Source organism: Terrimonas ginsenosidimutans, from assembly GCF_022012415.1.
Taxonomy (GTDB): Bacteria; Bacteroidota; Bacteroidia; order Chitinophagales; family Chitinophagaceae; genus Terrimonas_A; species Terrimonas_A ginsenosidimutans.
Map to the genome: position 1 here is coordinate 237256 of NZ_JAKLTR010000004.1, position 16497 is coordinate 253752.

The following is a 16497-nucleotide window of genomic DNA, read 5'->3' on the forward strand; positions in this document are numbered from 1 at the left end:
ACATTTGTTAACAGCACAAAACATCGTCAGTGTAATCAGTATATTATGCGGAATCTTTCATCGCTCCGGCCAATTGATGTTTAAGATCTTTATGCAATAATGCACCCTGATGATTTTTATCCAGTGCAAGTACGTTCTGAAACAGATCACCAGCAGCAGGCCCCTCCATCATTGCAAGTCCCAGTTCGCCTAATGCGATCAGGTAAAGACAATGTATTTTATTCCGGAGATCAAGGTCAATATCAAATACCAGCAATTCCGGAAGCGACACGGCGAAATAATCAATACTGATCTTATCGTCCATATGTGCTTTGCCAAACGAGATCAACTTCTGGAAAATGCTGTACGCTTTTTCCTTCTCCTCCAGTTCTATCCAGGCCAATCCCTGGTAAAGGATCTTGTCAGGTTGCGGATCGTTATAAAATATTGCCTGCGCAGGCTCGCTGTTCCCTTCAGTAGCCAAACGGAACATTCTGTCAGCTTCCGTATCATCACCCATCCGCTGCAAGGCCATTCCTTTCAGATAATGGAGATCATTCTCCGACGCACCAGGAAGCTTCCCCTCTCCGAGATTATCCGGATATTCAGCTGCCTGATCGAGCAGCCCAATAGCTGCTGAATAATTTCCCGACTGGATCGCTTTCCGCGCAAGTGCGATGTAACAGATCAGGTATTGATTTACCACTTTCCCTTCACCACCTTCCCATGGATGAAATTTCCTTCCGGCAAGCAATTCTTTTGCTTTTTCAAAATGCCCCAGTTGATTGTGCAGCGTGATCAATTCAAGAAAGAGATCATCACGCGATTCAACCAGCAATGAGTATTTTTCCAGGAAAGCAAGGCGTGCGGCGTGATCATGATCCAGCCGCTTACGCAGCTGATCAAGTTCCATCAGCACACGCGCATCTGTTGTATCCAGTTCGAATGCTTTTGTTAAAGATGCGTGTGCCTTATTCTCGTCATGCTGTTTATTATAATAGGCCAGGGAAAGATTCCGGTGAACGGTGGGAAAATTTTCATCGATAGTCGCCGATCTTTCCCAGCAATTTATTGCGTCTTCATACTGGCGTTTGTCATACCATAAATTGCCCAGATAGTAAGGCGCCTTTGCATCATTTCCGTTAAAGGCCATAGCGGCTTTCAATATCACTACCTCTTCCATTCTGTTAGGAAAGCAATGATCAGCGTTCAGGTTTCCGGCAGCTGAATAGAACTCCGCAGCCCTTACATCATCGCCTTTCAACTGAAACAACCAGCCAAGACAGTACAAAGTCATCGGATATTTCTCTTCCGCATATTTTACATGAAGTTGCAATAGCCTGATCGCTTCTTCTCCGAGGCCGGCGTGGGCATAATCCAACGCGTATTCCAGGATATTATGAACCCAGTTCCGGCTAAGCGTCAACAATTCGCTGGACATTGCATCCGCCGCAGAGGAAGTGGCCATCATCTGCATTTTTTCGAAAATGCATCCGAAGTTGAATGGATCAAGCTTTAATGACTCGTCGATAAATGATACGGCTTCGTTCATACGTCCCAGCTTTCGCAATGCAACAGCTTTCAAATGCCTTGCTGTATGACTGTGATAATTCCGGACGATCGATTGTTCTATTAATTGCAACGCTTCCTCGAAATCATTTTTCCTGCACGCAATTCTTGCCAGGTTCAGAAATGCGGCATGTTGCCACGCATGATTCCAGGTGGCTTTATAGAATGCATCGAACGCCTGATCGTATTTGCCCTGCATCTGCAAACTCCATCCGAGGTTGTAATACGGTTCCCCATCATATGGATTTGGATTGCGCTGGGTTGAAGTCGTGATCGCTTTCCTGAAATATGCTTCCGCTTCTTCAAAATGACCTTGTCTCAGTTTCAGCAAACCCATCGCATTATTGCAACGGATATCTTTCGGATCTCGACGAAGCGCTTCCCCGTAATAATCTGCCGCCTTATAGGTGGCGTGACGATACTGTTCCAGGTGCTGCCCGGTCAGGAAAAGCTGCTCATTGTTTTCAACTTCCGCCGGACGTTTTGCTGCTTGCGCTGCAGCGGGGATCTCCTGCTCGACCGCTTCTTCATATTTAACATCGATCAGTTTTCTCCCGTTGTGATAAACAGCAATAACCAGGTCTTTTAATATTGTTTTTCCGGGCATTCCAAAAGATGAAATAAATGCCTTCAGCGGTGAAAGGTTCTCCTTTGAAGAATATATTTCGTCTCCATTAACGGTTTCAACTTTTACCTCCGCGCTTTCAAACACAGATGTAGCATATATTTTAAGTTGCACTTGCTGTTGATCAGCCTGCAGACCAACGACGATCTCTTTGCTTGCATTACTCACTACACCTACTTCGGAATAAGGCATGAAGTATTGTGTAAATTCCTTTTGTTCGTATGGTTGAAGCCAGCTGAAATCGGGTTGATTATCGGTAAACACACCAGTCATCAACTCGATGTAAGGTCCATCTTCATCTGTTAAATTTTTATCCCATGCCTGGCCAAAAGCTCCATTGCCCCATGTCCATTGTTTTTTCCCGGGAGAAATATGATGATCTGCCACATGCAGAAGTCCCGCGCGCGAATCATGTTCATACCCGCCGATGAAATTATATTTTGACGTGATCGCCATATAAGAAGTCGGAACCGGAATATTCTTATACCTGGAAATATCCGTTCCCGGAGCATAATCCACTTTATAGTATACGCCTTTTGCGATCGGGAAGGAAGAAACGTCTCTTTTACCATGATCAAACACGGCGTATACATCCGGCGGAAAAACCGACTGATAATGATCATTCACCTTCACCGCCGGGTTTGCCCACCACAGGAATGTTTGCGGAAAAGGGGTCCGGTTATACAAACGCCCGCTGATCTCTATATAAGCTTTCCCGGGATGCAGAGTAATGCCGGCCATTCCTTTGGTGCGGAACATCCGTTCCACTTCATTCAGCCAGACGGTCTTGCTACCGTCTTCATTCTCTTTGATCGTAAAGTCGACCGGCTGAAAAGTAGATGGCCGGTGATGCTGCGGCCAGTTGAATTCTATACCACCGGAGATCCATGGCCCGGTAAGTCCAACCAGCGCGGGTTTGATCACCTGGTTGTAATAAATAAAATGACGTTGGCGTACTTTATCATACGCCATTTGAATACGGCCACCGAGTTCAGGCAGCACCATTACTTTGATATATTCATTCTCGAGATAAACAGCCTGGTAAACCTGATCGGTCTTTTCATCAGCAATTTTTTCTATCACCGGATGCGGATACACCACACCACTGCTGCCCTGGTAAACCCGGTTTTCGAGAAACATGGGATTCTTCTCTGGTTTTCCAACCGGGTAGGTAGGAATGATCACCTCTTCCTGCCAAACGGAGACGTCTTTTTTCATACAGCTAATTTCTTGATGGTAAAAGTATCGCCTGATCCATTAACCGTTGATGGAGTAATTCCGCAATTTGATGGATTTTTTTATTATCATTGGCCAATGAATCCGGAAACAACGATAAAGAAACAGGAAGGATTCCAGGGACAAAAAGCGATCATCCTTCCCCGTTCTGTACTTGCCACACTTATTAAAAACAATGACATTGTCAGCCCGCTTTATATTACCGACATTGGCTATTATCCAAAAGCAAAACATCATTTCCGTGAGAGAAAACATGGAGCAGACCAGCATATACTGATCTATTGCATCAAGGGCAATGGACGTGTAACTATTCATAATACATCGCATGAAATAGGCTCAGGGGAGTTTGTACTGATCCCGGCAAAAACGCCGCATGTATATGAAGCGGATGACCAGGACCCATGGACTATTCACTGGATACACTTCAAAGGATCTGTCTCCAATTCCATCATTGACACATTTGAAAAACAAACCGATTCATACAAAGGATCCATTCTCGCCAGCGAAAAGATCGTCAACCTGTTTGATGAAATGTATCATCAGCTGGAGCGGGGTTACAGTATAGACAATGTTGCTTATACCAATATGTGCTTCTGGCATTTTATGACGTTGTTTCTTTTTAACAATAAATTCAATGCATCGGCGGAAAGCCTGGAGAAAGATCCGTCTGATCTTGCGATTGATTATATGAGCAAGCATATTGACAAAGCATTGACACTGGAAGAAGTGGCGCGACAGGTTAATTTTTCTACCTCACATTTTTCTTCGTTGTTTAAGAAAAAGACGGGGCATGCGCCGATGGAGTATTTTAATCATTTGAAGATCCAGAAGGCGTGCCAGTACCTGCTGTTCACGAGCCTCCGGATCAAGGAGGTGGCGCAAGGATTGGGGTTTGAGGATCCGTATTATTTTTCGAGACTGTTCACAAAGGTAATGGGCGTGTCACCGGCGTTGTACCGGGAGAAGAGATCTCATTAACACCGTGGCATTCTTTATTCCGACAAGTGAGGAACGCGGCGAACGCAACGATACGCGGCGATACACCATGTCTTTTCCGGCTGTTTTCTCCGCGCCCGCTGCGCATCGCCGCCTCCGCCGCGTTCCTTCTACGCCAATTAGAAAAACTTACATTTCCACCCCTTATACAGATTCATTAATTTCGGTCCCTGACAGTCTGCAAAACACTGTCCCCTTCCATGCCCAATCATTCATGCATCCTCACAAAACTGCAAATAGTAGTATTCGCCTGTCTTGTCAACTTAACCGTTGCCGCTCAAAAAGTCGTTGAACCCATTTCCGACAACAAAGAATGGACAGCCCCTTACAAACCGTTCCGCGTTGCCGGAAATATCTATTACGTCGGAACATATGACCTGGCCTGTTATCTTATCACCGGTTCAAAAGGTCATATCCTGATCAACACCGGTCTTGCATCCTCGGCTGCAACCATTCAATCCAATATAGAAAGTCTCGGTTTTAAAATAAAGGACGTAAAAATCCTGCTGACAAACCAGGTGCATTTCGATCATGTCGGCGCAATTGCCGCCTTAAAGGAATTAACAGGAGCACAATTAATGATCGACAGCAAAGATGCTGGCGTAATGGCAGATGGCGGGAAAACAGACTATTACTTCGGTGGCAATACGCCAAGTTTCGCACCTGCGAAACCAGACCGTTTATTACAGGATAAAGATTCTATCGTTCTCGGTGAAAACAAACTGACCATGCTGCATCATCCCGGTCATACCAGGGGCTCCTGCAGCTATCTGATCAATGTAAAAGACAATAACAAAACCATTCGCGTACTGATCGCCAATATCCCCTCTATCATTCTCGATGATGATAAAAAGTTTTCCGAAGTCGAATCCTATCCTTCCATGGCCAACGACTATGCTTATACACTTGCGGCTATGGAAAAACTGGATTTTGATATCTGGGTGGCGGCCCATGCCAGCCAGTTCAACATGCATGACAAAAGAAAAGAAGGCGGTACCTATAACCCTGCAGCATTCTCCGACAAAGCCGCTTTCTTGAAAAGAATACAGAAAATAAAAAAACAATACGAAGAGAAAAAAGCAGCGGAATAAAGATATAAATCCATTCATGAGAAATATTATACCAGCAATTGCTTTCGCCATACTTTCGATCTTATTATCAAGCCCCTTCATTCTTGCCCAAACGGGATCGAAAGAATTGCGCTGCGAACATCTCGTCACACCGCTCGGCGTTGATAAAGATCAGCCAAGACTTTCCTGGCAGATGAACGACCCGGCACAGGGTGCCACTCAGTCTGCTTACCAGGTGATCATCTCCACTGACACTGCCTTACCAGAATCCGGCAGTAAAAATCACTGGAACTCCGGTAAGATCAGTTCAACCACCCATCTCATTACTTACAATGGCAAGCGACTGGCACCATTTACGCGCTATCACTGGAAGGTGAAGATCTGGGATAAGAATGGAAAGCAATTACCATCATCTCCTGTCAGCTGGTTTGAAACAGGCATGATGGACATGGCTAACTGGAAAGGCACCTGGATCAGCGACGGAGGAAGTATCAATACATTACCTGCACCCTACTTCAGAAAACAATTCACAGCGAAGAAGAAGATCAGCTCAGCACGTGCATATATCGCCGTTGCGGGCTTATATGAACTTTATATCAATGGACAAAAAACCGGCGATCATCGTCTCGACCCGATGTATACCCGCTTCGACAGAAGAAATATGTATGTGAGTCATGATATCACCGGATTGCTGAACAACGGAGAAAATGCAGTTGGCGTGATACTCGGCAATGGCTGGTACAATCACCAATCTCTCGCCGTTTGGAATTTTGAACGCGCTCCATGGCGTCAGCGACCAACATTCTGCATGGATATACGGATCACTTATGAAGACGGAACGACCGAAACTGTTTCTACAGATGGCTCATGGAAAAGCCATGCAAGCCCCATCATATTTAATAGCATTTATACAGGAGAACATTATGACAGCCGCCTGGAGATCCCGGATTGGAGTACGACACGATACAACGATAGCACATGGAGAGGATCAGGGCTTCGCGCTGCGCCCTCCCAACACGTGGTCAGCCAGCTAATGGCGCCCATTAAAAACGTAGATGAAATTAAACCGACCTCCTTTACACGCTTTAGTGACACCAGCTACCTGTTTGATCTCGGAAGAAATATCGCCGGAGTGATCAAAATAAAACTCAAAGGAAAAAGTGGCACAACTGTCCGCATCATTCATGGAGAGCGCTTATATAAGCAGGGAGCGGCAAGGAAAGTACCTGCACAGCACGTTGACCTTTCCAATATTGATGTATACCATCGTCCTAAAGACAACAGTGATCCATTTCAAACGGATATCGTGATACTTAACGGATCCGGGGCGGTTGAATTCATGCCTAAGTTCAATTATAAAGGGTTTCAGTACGTAGAGATCATCAGCGATAAGCCGGTCAAGATCGAAAAAAATGACCTCGTCGCATACTTCATGCACAGTGATGTATCTGCAACAGGACAAATCAGCTCTTCGAATACTTTGCTCAATAAGATCTGGGAAGCGACCAACAATTCTTACCTGTCAAATCTTTTCGGATACCCAACAGACTGTCCGCAGCGCGAAAAGAACGGCTGGACAGGTGATGGCCATTTTGCAATAGAAAGCGGCCTGTTCAACTTTGACGGCATCAGCGTTTATGAAAAATGGATGGCAGACCATCGCGATGAGCAACAGCCAAATGGGGTATTACCCGATATCATTCCCACAGGAGGGTGGGGTTATGGTACAGCAAATGGCACCGACTGGACGAGCACGATCGCGATCATTCCCTGGAATCTGTATCTTTTCTATGGTGATCTGACTCCATTAAAAGACAACTACGAGAATATAAAACGGTATGTAAATTATGTAGAAGGGATCAGCCCTACCGGTTTTACAACTTTTGGGCGTGGCGATTGGGTGCCGGTGAAATCAACCTCATCACTTGAGCTGACTTCGTCCATTTATTTCTATGTGGACGCAAACATTCTTGCAAAAACAGCAAAACTGCTTAACAGGAAAGACGATCAGCAGCGATATACAGCGCTTGCTGAAAAGATCAGAAAAGCCATCAATGAAAAATATTTTGATAGAGACAAGAAGATCTACGGTAATGGGGTCCAGACAGAGTTGAGTATGGCCTTATACTGGAAGATCGTCCCTGAAGAATTCAGAGCGGCCGTGGCTGACAATCTCGCAAAACGCGTAATGCAGGATAATCTCCATCTTGATGTGGGAGTTTTAGGAGCAAAAGCCATTCTGAATGCACTCAGCGAAAATGGAAAGACTGATATAGCCTATCAACTGGCGGTGCAGTCGACCTACCCTTCCTGGGGTTGGTGGATCCAGAACGGAGCTACAACATTGTACGAAAACTGGGATATAGATGCCGCACGTGACATTTCTTTGAATCACATGATGTTTGGAGAGATCGGCGGATGGTTCTATAAAGGCCTCGGAGGCATACACCCCGATGAAGCAGCACCAGGTTTTAAGCATGTAAAACTGGAACCGGGGTTTCCTACAGGACTTGAGAATTTTTCGGCAAGTTACCGAAGCCCTTATGGAAAGATCATTTCCTCCTGGAAACGCACCGCAGGGAATATCGTGTATGAAGTGACGGTCCCCGCAAACTCTTCAGCTTCGGTTCAATTGCCGCCAGTGATAAAGAAAGCGAAGCTGAACGGAAAGGAGATCGTAGTTGAAAAATCGATTAGGCTGACAGCAGGATCTTATACCCTTACATTTGCTGAATAGTATTATGTTGATGAGGTTTAAAAAAGACTACTTCGCTACACGAACTCTTTTATAACAGCTATTCAGAAATGCCCTGATCTCCGTACGTAACCTTTTTAATTCTGTAAGATCATCTTTGTGTGTCAGTTTCCAATTTGAAAGTTTATTATCTATTGCCATGACCATCGCTATGGGAACAGCCTGCCTGGTTCTTATCTGTTCCTTAGTGAAAACAGTTCTGAGCCGTCCCATTTCAGTCTGCTCATCTTCAAAAACAAATTTTGCTTTTTCAAACAGCACCCGCATAATAGATGTTACCGTTTCAGGTAGTTTACTGGAATCAAGAGCCTTTGTAGATTCCTTGAAGATGCGTGTCGCATTGGAATAGGCAAATTGAACTTCTTTAGTCGGCCATTCAGCTGCGTAATAGGTCCGCACCCCTACACCGTACTTTAAAGGTTGCTGCAACGATTGTTTGGTTTTATGCAGCATATGGTCAAAAGCATGCTTACTGATTTCAGATTGCTCTGTTTTCTCATATTTAACTTTTTCGATAAAAGGTTCATAGTTCTTTTTACGGACAGAATTTCCAGGTACGTGTTTCATCATTAAAATAGACAGGATCTCATTCCAGTATAAATCGAATTTGCTCTTGATATCCTCGGGTATGGTATTCTCTTCCTGAAATTCTTTTATTTCAGTATTCTGACTTCCCTTGCTTCTTGAGGCATCGCTGACAGTCATCAACAGCAGATCGATCGCTGCATCAAGCGTGAATACAAAGACTGAAAGCTGTCGTATATCTTCCCAATTACCCCACTCTGTTTCGTTCAGCTCAAATGTCTTCTTTTCAGCTTTCGTTTCGCCAATTGATATTTCTTTCACCCTGTCGATTTTGAATGATGGCGCTTTTCCTCCATCTTCTCTGCCATCAAGGGTCTGCTCTTTTTGAAATTCTGCCGAGATGGTGATAAGCTGGGCTGTATTGGCCTGAGTGGACTTCATGATCTTAAATCCGGTTACAGCATCCCTCCATAATCCCACCACCGTTCCACTCCCAGGAATCCTTGCATCTGTATCGGCATTTTCTGGCTTAGACCTGGACGCCATTCCATAGGAGGTGAGAGAGAAGACTGCGGTACCAGGATCGTCTGCCAGTACACTTGCATAGCGGGCAGACCATCTCTCCGTGAGTTGTGGCCCGTCACTAAGTAAAGCCACTAAAAATGTGGGTCCTACCCCTCTGATGATCTCTGAAACCGGCTCCAGACGAGCAAGGTCTTCACAGATCAGCGAAGTGATCACCAGCCAGTCATTTGGCGCAAGAAATGTCAACCGCCGCTGAGAAACGGTCGTATACTCAAACCACCTCCGCTCTGTAGATAACACGCCCTGCAGATCATATTGAATGATCTGCTTCCTGTCAAGCTGCCAGCGATGATGTTTCCGCTGCTTCACTTCGTACCAGCGTCCTGCAAAATAAGATGCTACCCTAACTTCATTATTTACATAACGTTCTGCTTTATCCATCTGTTTAAGGGGCGCCTGATCGGACCCATTTAATCCTATCACGCCTGCAATGATCATGGGCAGCTTAAATGATTCACCAGTGGACTTTACAGCAAGCAGCTTATGGAAGCGGCTCAGCATGTGTTGATACTCTTCTTCTTTCAACGCACATTCAGGAAAGACTATCATATGAATGGTGGTACCTGTATCATGCAGATCAAAGACAAGTTTGATGATCGCTTCCAGCATCGCTATTCCTTCTACATTTTTCTTTTCAAAGTTGGGCTGAAAATAACGGACCGAATGATAGCGTTCTTCCATCACCTTGAAATCGTCATTGGAAACCTGGTAAGGAAATGGAAAAGCCAGCACATTTAATGTCTTCTCATTTGAATTAAGCCAGGGGATCGTCCGCCAGATCACTTCTACTTCTGTAGCATGATAGCTGATATGATGGGACATGGAGCGTAGAATAAATCCAACCTGAGGAGTCCTCATTTTTGGCAATACCACGCCATGAAATTTGGAAACAGTACTTAATGAACCGGTTGAAATAAGCAGGAGGTTTGCTTTCATCTTTGCAAACGCTCTGATCCCTGTTGCGAACTCGTATTTGTCGAGTGAAGTCGTATAACACTCGCTAACCAACCCAAACCCCATACAAGCTTCATCAGCCAGGGCATGTATCCAAACAAGAATAAGGGCTATCTCGCGGCATTTGTAGAATTTCTCTTCGGAAAAATCCGCGTTCAACTGCAGATCAAGACTATCCCAGGTGTCTGACGATATCAAACGAAGCTCTTCTATATTGACATCTTCCGTATCCAGTTTGTGCCAAAGACGCTCCAGCAGTTCCAGCTTCGCTATCCAGCCCTTGCAGGATACAGACCTCTTTGTAACGATCTTTTCCTTGATCTCAGCAAGTGAACCACTATGCTCCTGCATGGCGGCAAAGCCGGTCACATTAATCCACGCAGATCCTACAGATCTGATATCCTCCTGCCATTTCTCCGACTGCCAGTAGAATTTTTTTGACGAAGACATTTCTCCCTGACTTCCTTTTTTAAAAGACGCAGTTTCAGCATGAGTATCTTGTACAGCATTCAGCCATTCTTCTTCCAGCTCAACCAGGGCAATCCGATAACAGCCAGTTCGCTGTAACAATATAGATGTTACAAGAAACACGTCAGGAGGCCAAAGCAGCCAATCCTGGAATAAACTATCCTCTCTCTTTCCTACAAGGGATGAAATGAAATCCCGGACAAATAAAGTGTTTTCTCCCGCACTCATAATGACGACCGTTTTATTACCACAATTGAAATAATTCAGTTTCAGGCGCAAATCCCCGCTTCATAGTTAAACAGGCAGACACAGTAAACTTTTCATTGGGTGAATAGGTCATTCAATCACGTAACGTGACAGTATTGGAAAAGAGATCCAACTATCTTTCATCAAAAAGATACGGAAATTAAAAACCTGCACAAAAGGTATTTTATAGTTTTATCAGATCCACGCAAAAGGAGGGTTAATACACTTTTCATCTAGGGTGATTTCACCCCCAACCCGTAACTTCCCACACAAACAAATTATCCGATCTGATATCACCCATTCTTTCTTAAAGTGATCGGAGTAAGTCCGCTTAAAGTAGTTGAACTGGTCAATGGTCTTCTCTTCTGTTAACGCCTAAACGCTTCCATTTTTCCGGCTTCTTCGGGGGGGCTTATTCCACACAATCTTTGGCAACAACAGCTTAACCATCTGTCCAACATAAGTCTTCGGAAATGCCTCGCTGATCCCAAAACTATCAGGCTCTTTCGGCGGACAAACATACGTCCCAAAGATCAGATCCATCAGCGGTGAAATATTCGCATAATTCCATACTAATTTAATTGCCTTGTCCGGAAAAAAGTCCCAACGCTCCGCTGTTAACATCCAGAAAGAACAAAATCGAAAATATATGATCTGGGAGTAGCCTCATCCAGTCATGATTTTTATTAAACAATCTCATCCGGATCATTCGCATGCGCCTAAAAAAACTGCATTCAATTCCACTTATGACATCGCCGACAACTTCATTGCCATCACCGCAATCACAGAAGCCAACACTACCAGTATCCACCACATACTCCGTTTAGTTTTGCTATTTATATTTTTGCTGGTGATAGTTTTGATGAAACTCCACGTCATCAATGCAACCAGTCCGGTTCCTGCTACTACAACAACAATCTTATTATTCACACCGTAAACACAAAGCATAAGTCCGATGGTCAGCAGCAAGACCAGACCCTGATATTTCTCAAGGAGGGATGTACTGGACTTTTCACTGAACGGGCGGATCTGGCTTAAGAGCGCTTCCAGCGTCGAAACATTGTCGATCTGTGGCGGGATAAAAATCAGATCACCTGAATTCCTTCCTTTAATCAAAAAAGCACCTTTCTTCGTTTTGATAATGCTATTAATATCGTTGAAGTAGATCGAAATTGTTGGCGTATTCAGCTGCTCCCGCGTAATCAGGTTGTTTGTAATGGTCAGCGTATAACTCTCCAGCAATGCTTTTTGCTTTCTTATTGCGCTATAGATCCCAGCCCCAAAAGCAAGCGCTATGAAAACAATCATTATCAGAAACGTCGTTATTCCTGAGCCAGCAATCTTTTCTTTCGAATTAGATATGCTGACGATCACTGCCCCGATCATCACAACGCTCATCAAAGGAATTATACGGTTCAACATTTGCTTTTTTAAAACATTGATCCCGTCACGGTTGATCTTAAAAACTTGCATTTTCTTAAAATTTTAGAACACTCAATACGGCAATAGTACAGCGTGCTTCCTGCATTGGCAGTTCCTCAGGCTTTGCTTAGTGCACGTTCAAGAACATCGAGGTTGATAAGATATTCGCCTGCATGCTCCCAGTTATCCAGAACTTTCGCCCAAACTCTCTGCCTGTCGATAGCCAGTTGTATGACTGGCTTGTTCTCCGCTTCGATAATCCCTTCATCTACCAACTGCGCAAAACCAGTTGCGATTACTGAGACGTCGAGGGTGAAAATATACTGATGATCATCAAATGCTTCATCTTCGACTGCTTCTGCCACTGTCGAAGGGTCTGTAAGAGAATCGTTATATTCGGCAAAATCCATTTCTCCCACACTCTCTATCACCCATTTCATGCATTCTATAGTAGGAGCATCAGGATACTGGGTTCTCCATGTCCTGAACTCTGCCAGCGCTGTATCCCCCTCATCTGACCCAAACGGAGCAAGTTCATCTACACAACTCCAAAAGAATTCTTCAGGGATAAGGGCTTTCGCCCTGTCATGCGCGAACTCTATGTCAATACCATACTTTTCTTCGTCCATAAATAAGTTGTTATAGCTTAAAGGTTATTATTGATTCTGTATGCTGCTCAATCATGATAGTTATGAAATTTTATCTCTCTTTCGTTTTTATTTTTGAAATTGTCTGACCGGCACAATCCGAAAAGGTACCCCTATCCTTTAAAGAAAATTGGATCGCTTCTTTTATTAAAGCCTTGGTTTCCGCATTTCTATAATCACTCTTTTTCTCCACATCAATATGCCGTATCAATTTCCCCGTCCCGGTCAGCAATTTTCCAGGGTCTTTCAGAAGTGTTCCCTTATTGAATCCCAGGTTTAAGTGATTTGAATAAATTGGGATCATGCAAAAAGCATCCTGCAATTTATCAGAAGTTGTAAATACGGCGGTCAACGCGTGCGTATGATAAATTAACTCATTACAATCTTTGCTTTGTTCCAGGACAAATTCTCTCAGATCAGTAAAAAGATCGATCAGCACTTTGTCTTTAAAGTCCAGTAAAGAACGAAAGTCTGGATGTATAGGTCGTTTCTTTGGCATATTCCTGTTATGAGGTTTTTACTGTTTATCAGTAATGGTGCATCAGTCGCTTACTTGTTATTCGGATCTTCATCAAACTGAGGCATGTGAACCTGTCCTAATCATTCTGGGTCTATCTCTTTCAGATCGATGGAGAAAGAGGGAAATAAAATATCCGCATGCTCTTTAACTTTGTCAGCAGAAACATCTGACGAGGCTGGAAACAATTTACTATAGGATGGCAGCATGGTCAAGGTTTATTTAAATTCAAAATATTACCCCGGGGCTGATCAGATTTTTCGGGAAAATCGTTTGAGTTTTTCCTTTTCTGTTGTACTTAAACTATCCATTCCCTTCCTGCCTATTTTATCGAGGATATCGTCTATCTCCCTTTGACTGTTCATCTTCTCTTCATTGTACTTATGATCTATCGAATAGTAATTCTTCTGTGTCTTGAAATAAAAATTATCGATCAGCAAGGCATGTGGCTTTGTGATGATCAGAACAATAAAAGCAATTGCCGGAACCAGGATGATCAGAATTGTCAGGTAATTTTCGGAGAACGCAGCCGGCTCTAAAATCAAAGCAACCGCCATTCCTATCAATGCACCGCCCAGGTGTGCTTCGTGTCCGATATTGTCTTTATTCGATCTGATCCCGTAAATAGAATAGGCTACATATACAACACCGTATACCCAGCCTGGAATAGATACCGGAAGAAAGAAGAAGCCAACTCCGATTCCCGGAAACAATGCAATAGCAGCAAAGATAATTCCGCACACGGCACCTGATGCACCAACGGCACTGTAGCTGCCATGGTTTCTATGAATAAATAACGAAAGCAGACTTCCTCCAATTAAACTTACAAAGTAAATGATCAAAAATCTGAAGCTGCCAAGCGTATATTCAATTGCTCCGCTGAAAAGCAACAGACTGATCATATTGAAAATAAGATGAGTCCAGTTCACATGCAAAAATCCTGACGTAATTAATCGCTTGTAATCCCTATGAACAAGTATCTTATCAACTTCGAATTTGTACCCTTCAAAAAAGGACTGGTTGGTGAATCCTTTATATGAAAAGGCAATATTTGCGGCGATCAGTATCAGGCTTATAATTCCGGTATCTGTCATTATAGTTGCAGTTAAACTTTCAGCAAGATTTGATCATTTTTAGAACGTAAACGAAATGACTCTACTCAATTACTGAATCATTATGCTCTTTAAGCGCCCTGGATTTGTAAATATATTTTTGTCCTTCTTCGAGATTCCCCAATTTAAGATTGGCTTGTCCAAGATAGAAATTAATAAGCTCCGTTTTAGGGTCTCTTTTTTCGGCTTCCTGAAAATGGTATAGTGCTTTTTCAAATTCACTTGTCGCCAGATAGTAGGCGCCCAGATTTCTCCATGAGTAAGAATTATCAGGATTCATTTCGAATGAATGATCCAGGTCCACAAACGCATTATCCAGATCCCCAAGCTGAAGTCTACAATATCCCCGGTTATTATATGGGTAATCCCAGTACGGGGAAATTGCAATCGCAGTAGTAAATTGTTCTATCGCCTCTGGATATTTCTTTTGTTGAAGCAAAGCATACCCTATAGTATTAAATGCCCAGACATCTTTCGGATTAGACTCAACAAGTTTCTTACTTGTTTCAATTACATCATGAAAGTCTCTCCTGTCAAAGCCATCGGTAATTTTTCTTCCGGTTTCAAAAACCCTTTCAGTTGCTTCCACTATCGTTTTCGTTAAAGTAGTATTATTGGTCTTACTTAAGAATTCAAAATCTTTGCGGAAAAGATCCCTGGTATTGGCGTTCAATATCGATTCATAATTATCTGCATTGCCTCCGGTTATATAACAGATCAAAGCATTGGCATAACTTATTAACTGATTGGGGAGATACCCCGACCGGCTGATCCAGTAACCGTCTGTTGTTTGAACACTATTTGCAACGAAAACCCCAAATCCGAAAAAGATGCTTACCAAATCAGTAAGAGGTTCCATGTTTGGGTCATTTGCACTTATGTATTTTCCTCCAAGAAGTTTTACATGGGCAAGTTCATGCGCCATAACAGCGATGAGCAATTCCGGATTTTCGAGATTCGATTTTGCCAATTGAATCCTGAACCGTTTTTCCTCTGTTGTGTAAATCTGAGTATATGTTCCTCCCGGTTCATTGGCCGGACCAATAGGCATCCATGCCGTCGTCCATTGTTTTGACTTGATGTCATCAAAGAACTTTACGATGATCTCATTCGGTTTCAGCCCCCAGTAGTTGCACATCTGCTCAAATAATTGCTGAAATTGCTCCGGATCTTTTAAATTCTTATATGGAAAGTTTGTTGTTCCCGGAGTAATAAACGGCCTTGCATTCAGTTGTTGAAACCCAAAGACTTCAATAAACCAGATAATACTTCTTTCTATCCACTCCTTGTCTTCAGGAGTTACCGTTGGCTGATATTTTTTTTTGCTGAATAATCCAAACATATTGAGTTCTTTGTAAATATTGCTTGTAACGCTAAAGCAACAATACGTTGATATTATCATTGCTGTTCCTCATCTATCCGGAAGCGCAAAGTGGCTCCGAATAGTATTACGCATAGTAAACTGTAGCATTCTCTTCAACTGCATGCCATTCATCATCCATACTTTCGTTTCTTCAATCGGTTATTTTCTGCAGTTCTTTTCAGTACACTCCGTACACCTAAGCGACCAGGCATACAACCCGAAACTCCCGGTTTCTAAATATCGGTAGCCGGACAAGGCTCTGAAGGCAGGGTGAATTTAATTAATTCAGCGGCAATTGTCAATACCATCCCCGTGTCAGCCCGGATCTTTCACGTATTTTTTAAATCCAATGCCGTTTAATGATGTCCGCGGCAACTGACTTCCTTTTGAGCGATGTGCTCCTTGCGTGTAAACAAAAAAAGACCCCC

General features: G+C 43.4%; 10 protein-coding genes. 3 read left to right on the top strand and 7 right to left on the bottom strand.

What is annotated here, in order from left to right; all coding sequences use genetic code 11:
• Positions 1–43: 43 nt before the first annotated feature.
• Positions 44–3391, bottom strand: coding sequence for a DUF5107 domain-containing protein (locus tag LZZ85_RS08495; RefSeq protein ID WP_237870627.1), 3348 nt, complete (start codon positions 3389–3391; stop codon positions 44–46).
• Positions 3392–3487: 96 nt separating this feature from the next.
• Here LZZ85_RS08495 and LZZ85_RS08500 point away from each other — a divergent pair, with 96 nt between their 5' ends.
• The 3 genes from LZZ85_RS08500 (at position 3488) to LZZ85_RS08510 (ending at position 8212) form a co-directional block, all read left to right on the top strand.
• Positions 3488–4387, top strand: coding sequence for an AraC family transcriptional regulator (locus LZZ85_RS08500; RefSeq protein ID WP_237870628.1), 900 nt, complete (start codon positions 3488–3490; stop codon positions 4385–4387).
• Between the two features lie 218 nt (positions 4388–4605).
• Positions 4606–5496, top strand: coding sequence for a subclass B3 metallo-beta-lactamase (gene bla / locus LZZ85_RS08505; RefSeq protein ID WP_237870629.1), 891 nt, complete (start codon positions 4606–4608; stop codon positions 5494–5496).
• 16 nt (positions 5497–5512) lie between these two features.
• Entirely contained in the window at positions 5513–8212 is a 2700-nt protein-coding gene (locus LZZ85_RS08510) for an alpha-L-rhamnosidase (protein ID WP_237870630.1), read from the top strand.
• 27 nt (positions 8213–8239) lie between these two features.
• Here the strand turns inward: LZZ85_RS08510 and LZZ85_RS08515 are convergent, their stop codons facing one another.
• From LZZ85_RS08515 to LZZ85_RS08540, 6 genes are all read right to left on the bottom strand, one after another.
• Positions 8240–10990 carry a hypothetical protein gene (locus LZZ85_RS08515; protein WP_237870631.1) on the bottom strand — a complete coding sequence of 917 codons (2751 nt, stop codon included), beginning with the start codon at positions 10988–10990 and terminating at the stop codon, positions 8240–8242.
• Between the two features lie 762 nt (positions 10991–11752).
• Entirely contained in the window at positions 11753–12481 is a 729-nt protein-coding gene (locus tag LZZ85_RS08520; protein ID WP_237870632.1) for a hypothetical protein, read from the bottom strand.
• A gap of 65 nt (positions 12482–12546) precedes the next feature.
• Positions 12547–13059 (bottom strand): hypothetical protein, encoded by a 513-nt coding sequence (locus tag LZZ85_RS08525; RefSeq protein WP_237870633.1) that lies wholly within the window; start codon positions 13057–13059, stop codon positions 12547–12549.
• 70 nt (positions 13060–13129) lie between these two features.
• Positions 13130–13516, bottom strand: coding sequence for a DUF1801 domain-containing protein (locus tag LZZ85_RS08530; protein WP_237870634.1), 387 nt, complete (start codon positions 13514–13516; stop codon positions 13130–13132).
• 329 nt (positions 13517–13845) lie between these two features.
• A complete protein-coding gene (locus LZZ85_RS08535) occupies positions 13846–14688 on the bottom strand; it encodes a rhomboid family intramembrane serine protease (protein ID WP_237870635.1) in 843 nt (280 codons plus the stop codon).
• Between the two features lie 61 nt (positions 14689–14749).
• Complete coding sequence (locus LZZ85_RS08540) at positions 14750–16048, bottom strand: tetratricopeptide repeat protein (RefSeq protein WP_237870637.1); 1299 nt, start codon at positions 16046–16048, stop codon at positions 14750–14752.
• Positions 16049–16497 lie beyond the last annotated feature (449 nt).

Bases quoted from the DNA above. Each gene is read 5' to 3' on its own strand.
- LZZ85_RS08525 (WP_237870633.1), bottom strand. From the start codon at position 13,059: ATGGACGAAGAAAAGTATGGTATTGACATAGAGTTCGCGCATGACAGG.
- LZZ85_RS08510 (WP_237870630.1), top strand. From the start codon at position 5,513: ATGAGAAATATTATACCAGCAATTGCTTTCGCCATACTTTCGATCTTA.
- LZZ85_RS08535 (WP_237870635.1), bottom strand. From the start codon at position 14,688: ATGACAGATACCGGAATTATAAGCCTGATACTGATCGCCGCAAATATT.
- bla (WP_237870629.1), top strand. From the start codon at position 4,606: ATGCCCAATCATTCATGCATCCTCACAAAACTGCAAATAGTAGTATTC.
- LZZ85_RS08495 (WP_237870627.1), bottom strand. From the start codon at position 3,391: ATGAAAAAAGACGTCTCCGTTTGGCAGGAAGAGGTGATCATTCCTACC.
- LZZ85_RS08540 (WP_237870637.1), bottom strand. From the start codon at position 16,048: ATGTTTGGATTATTCAGCAAAAAAAAATATCAGCCAACGGTAACTCCT.
- LZZ85_RS08500 (WP_237870628.1), top strand. From the start codon at position 3,488: ATGAATCCGGAAACAACGATAAAGAAACAGGAAGGATTCCAGGGACAA.
- LZZ85_RS08515 (WP_237870631.1), bottom strand. From the start codon at position 10,990: ATGAGTGCGGGAGAAAACACTTTATTTGTCCGGGATTTCATTTCATCC.
- LZZ85_RS08520 (WP_237870632.1), bottom strand. From the start codon at position 12,481: ATGCAAGTTTTTAAGATCAACCGTGACGGGATCAATGTTTTAAAAAAG.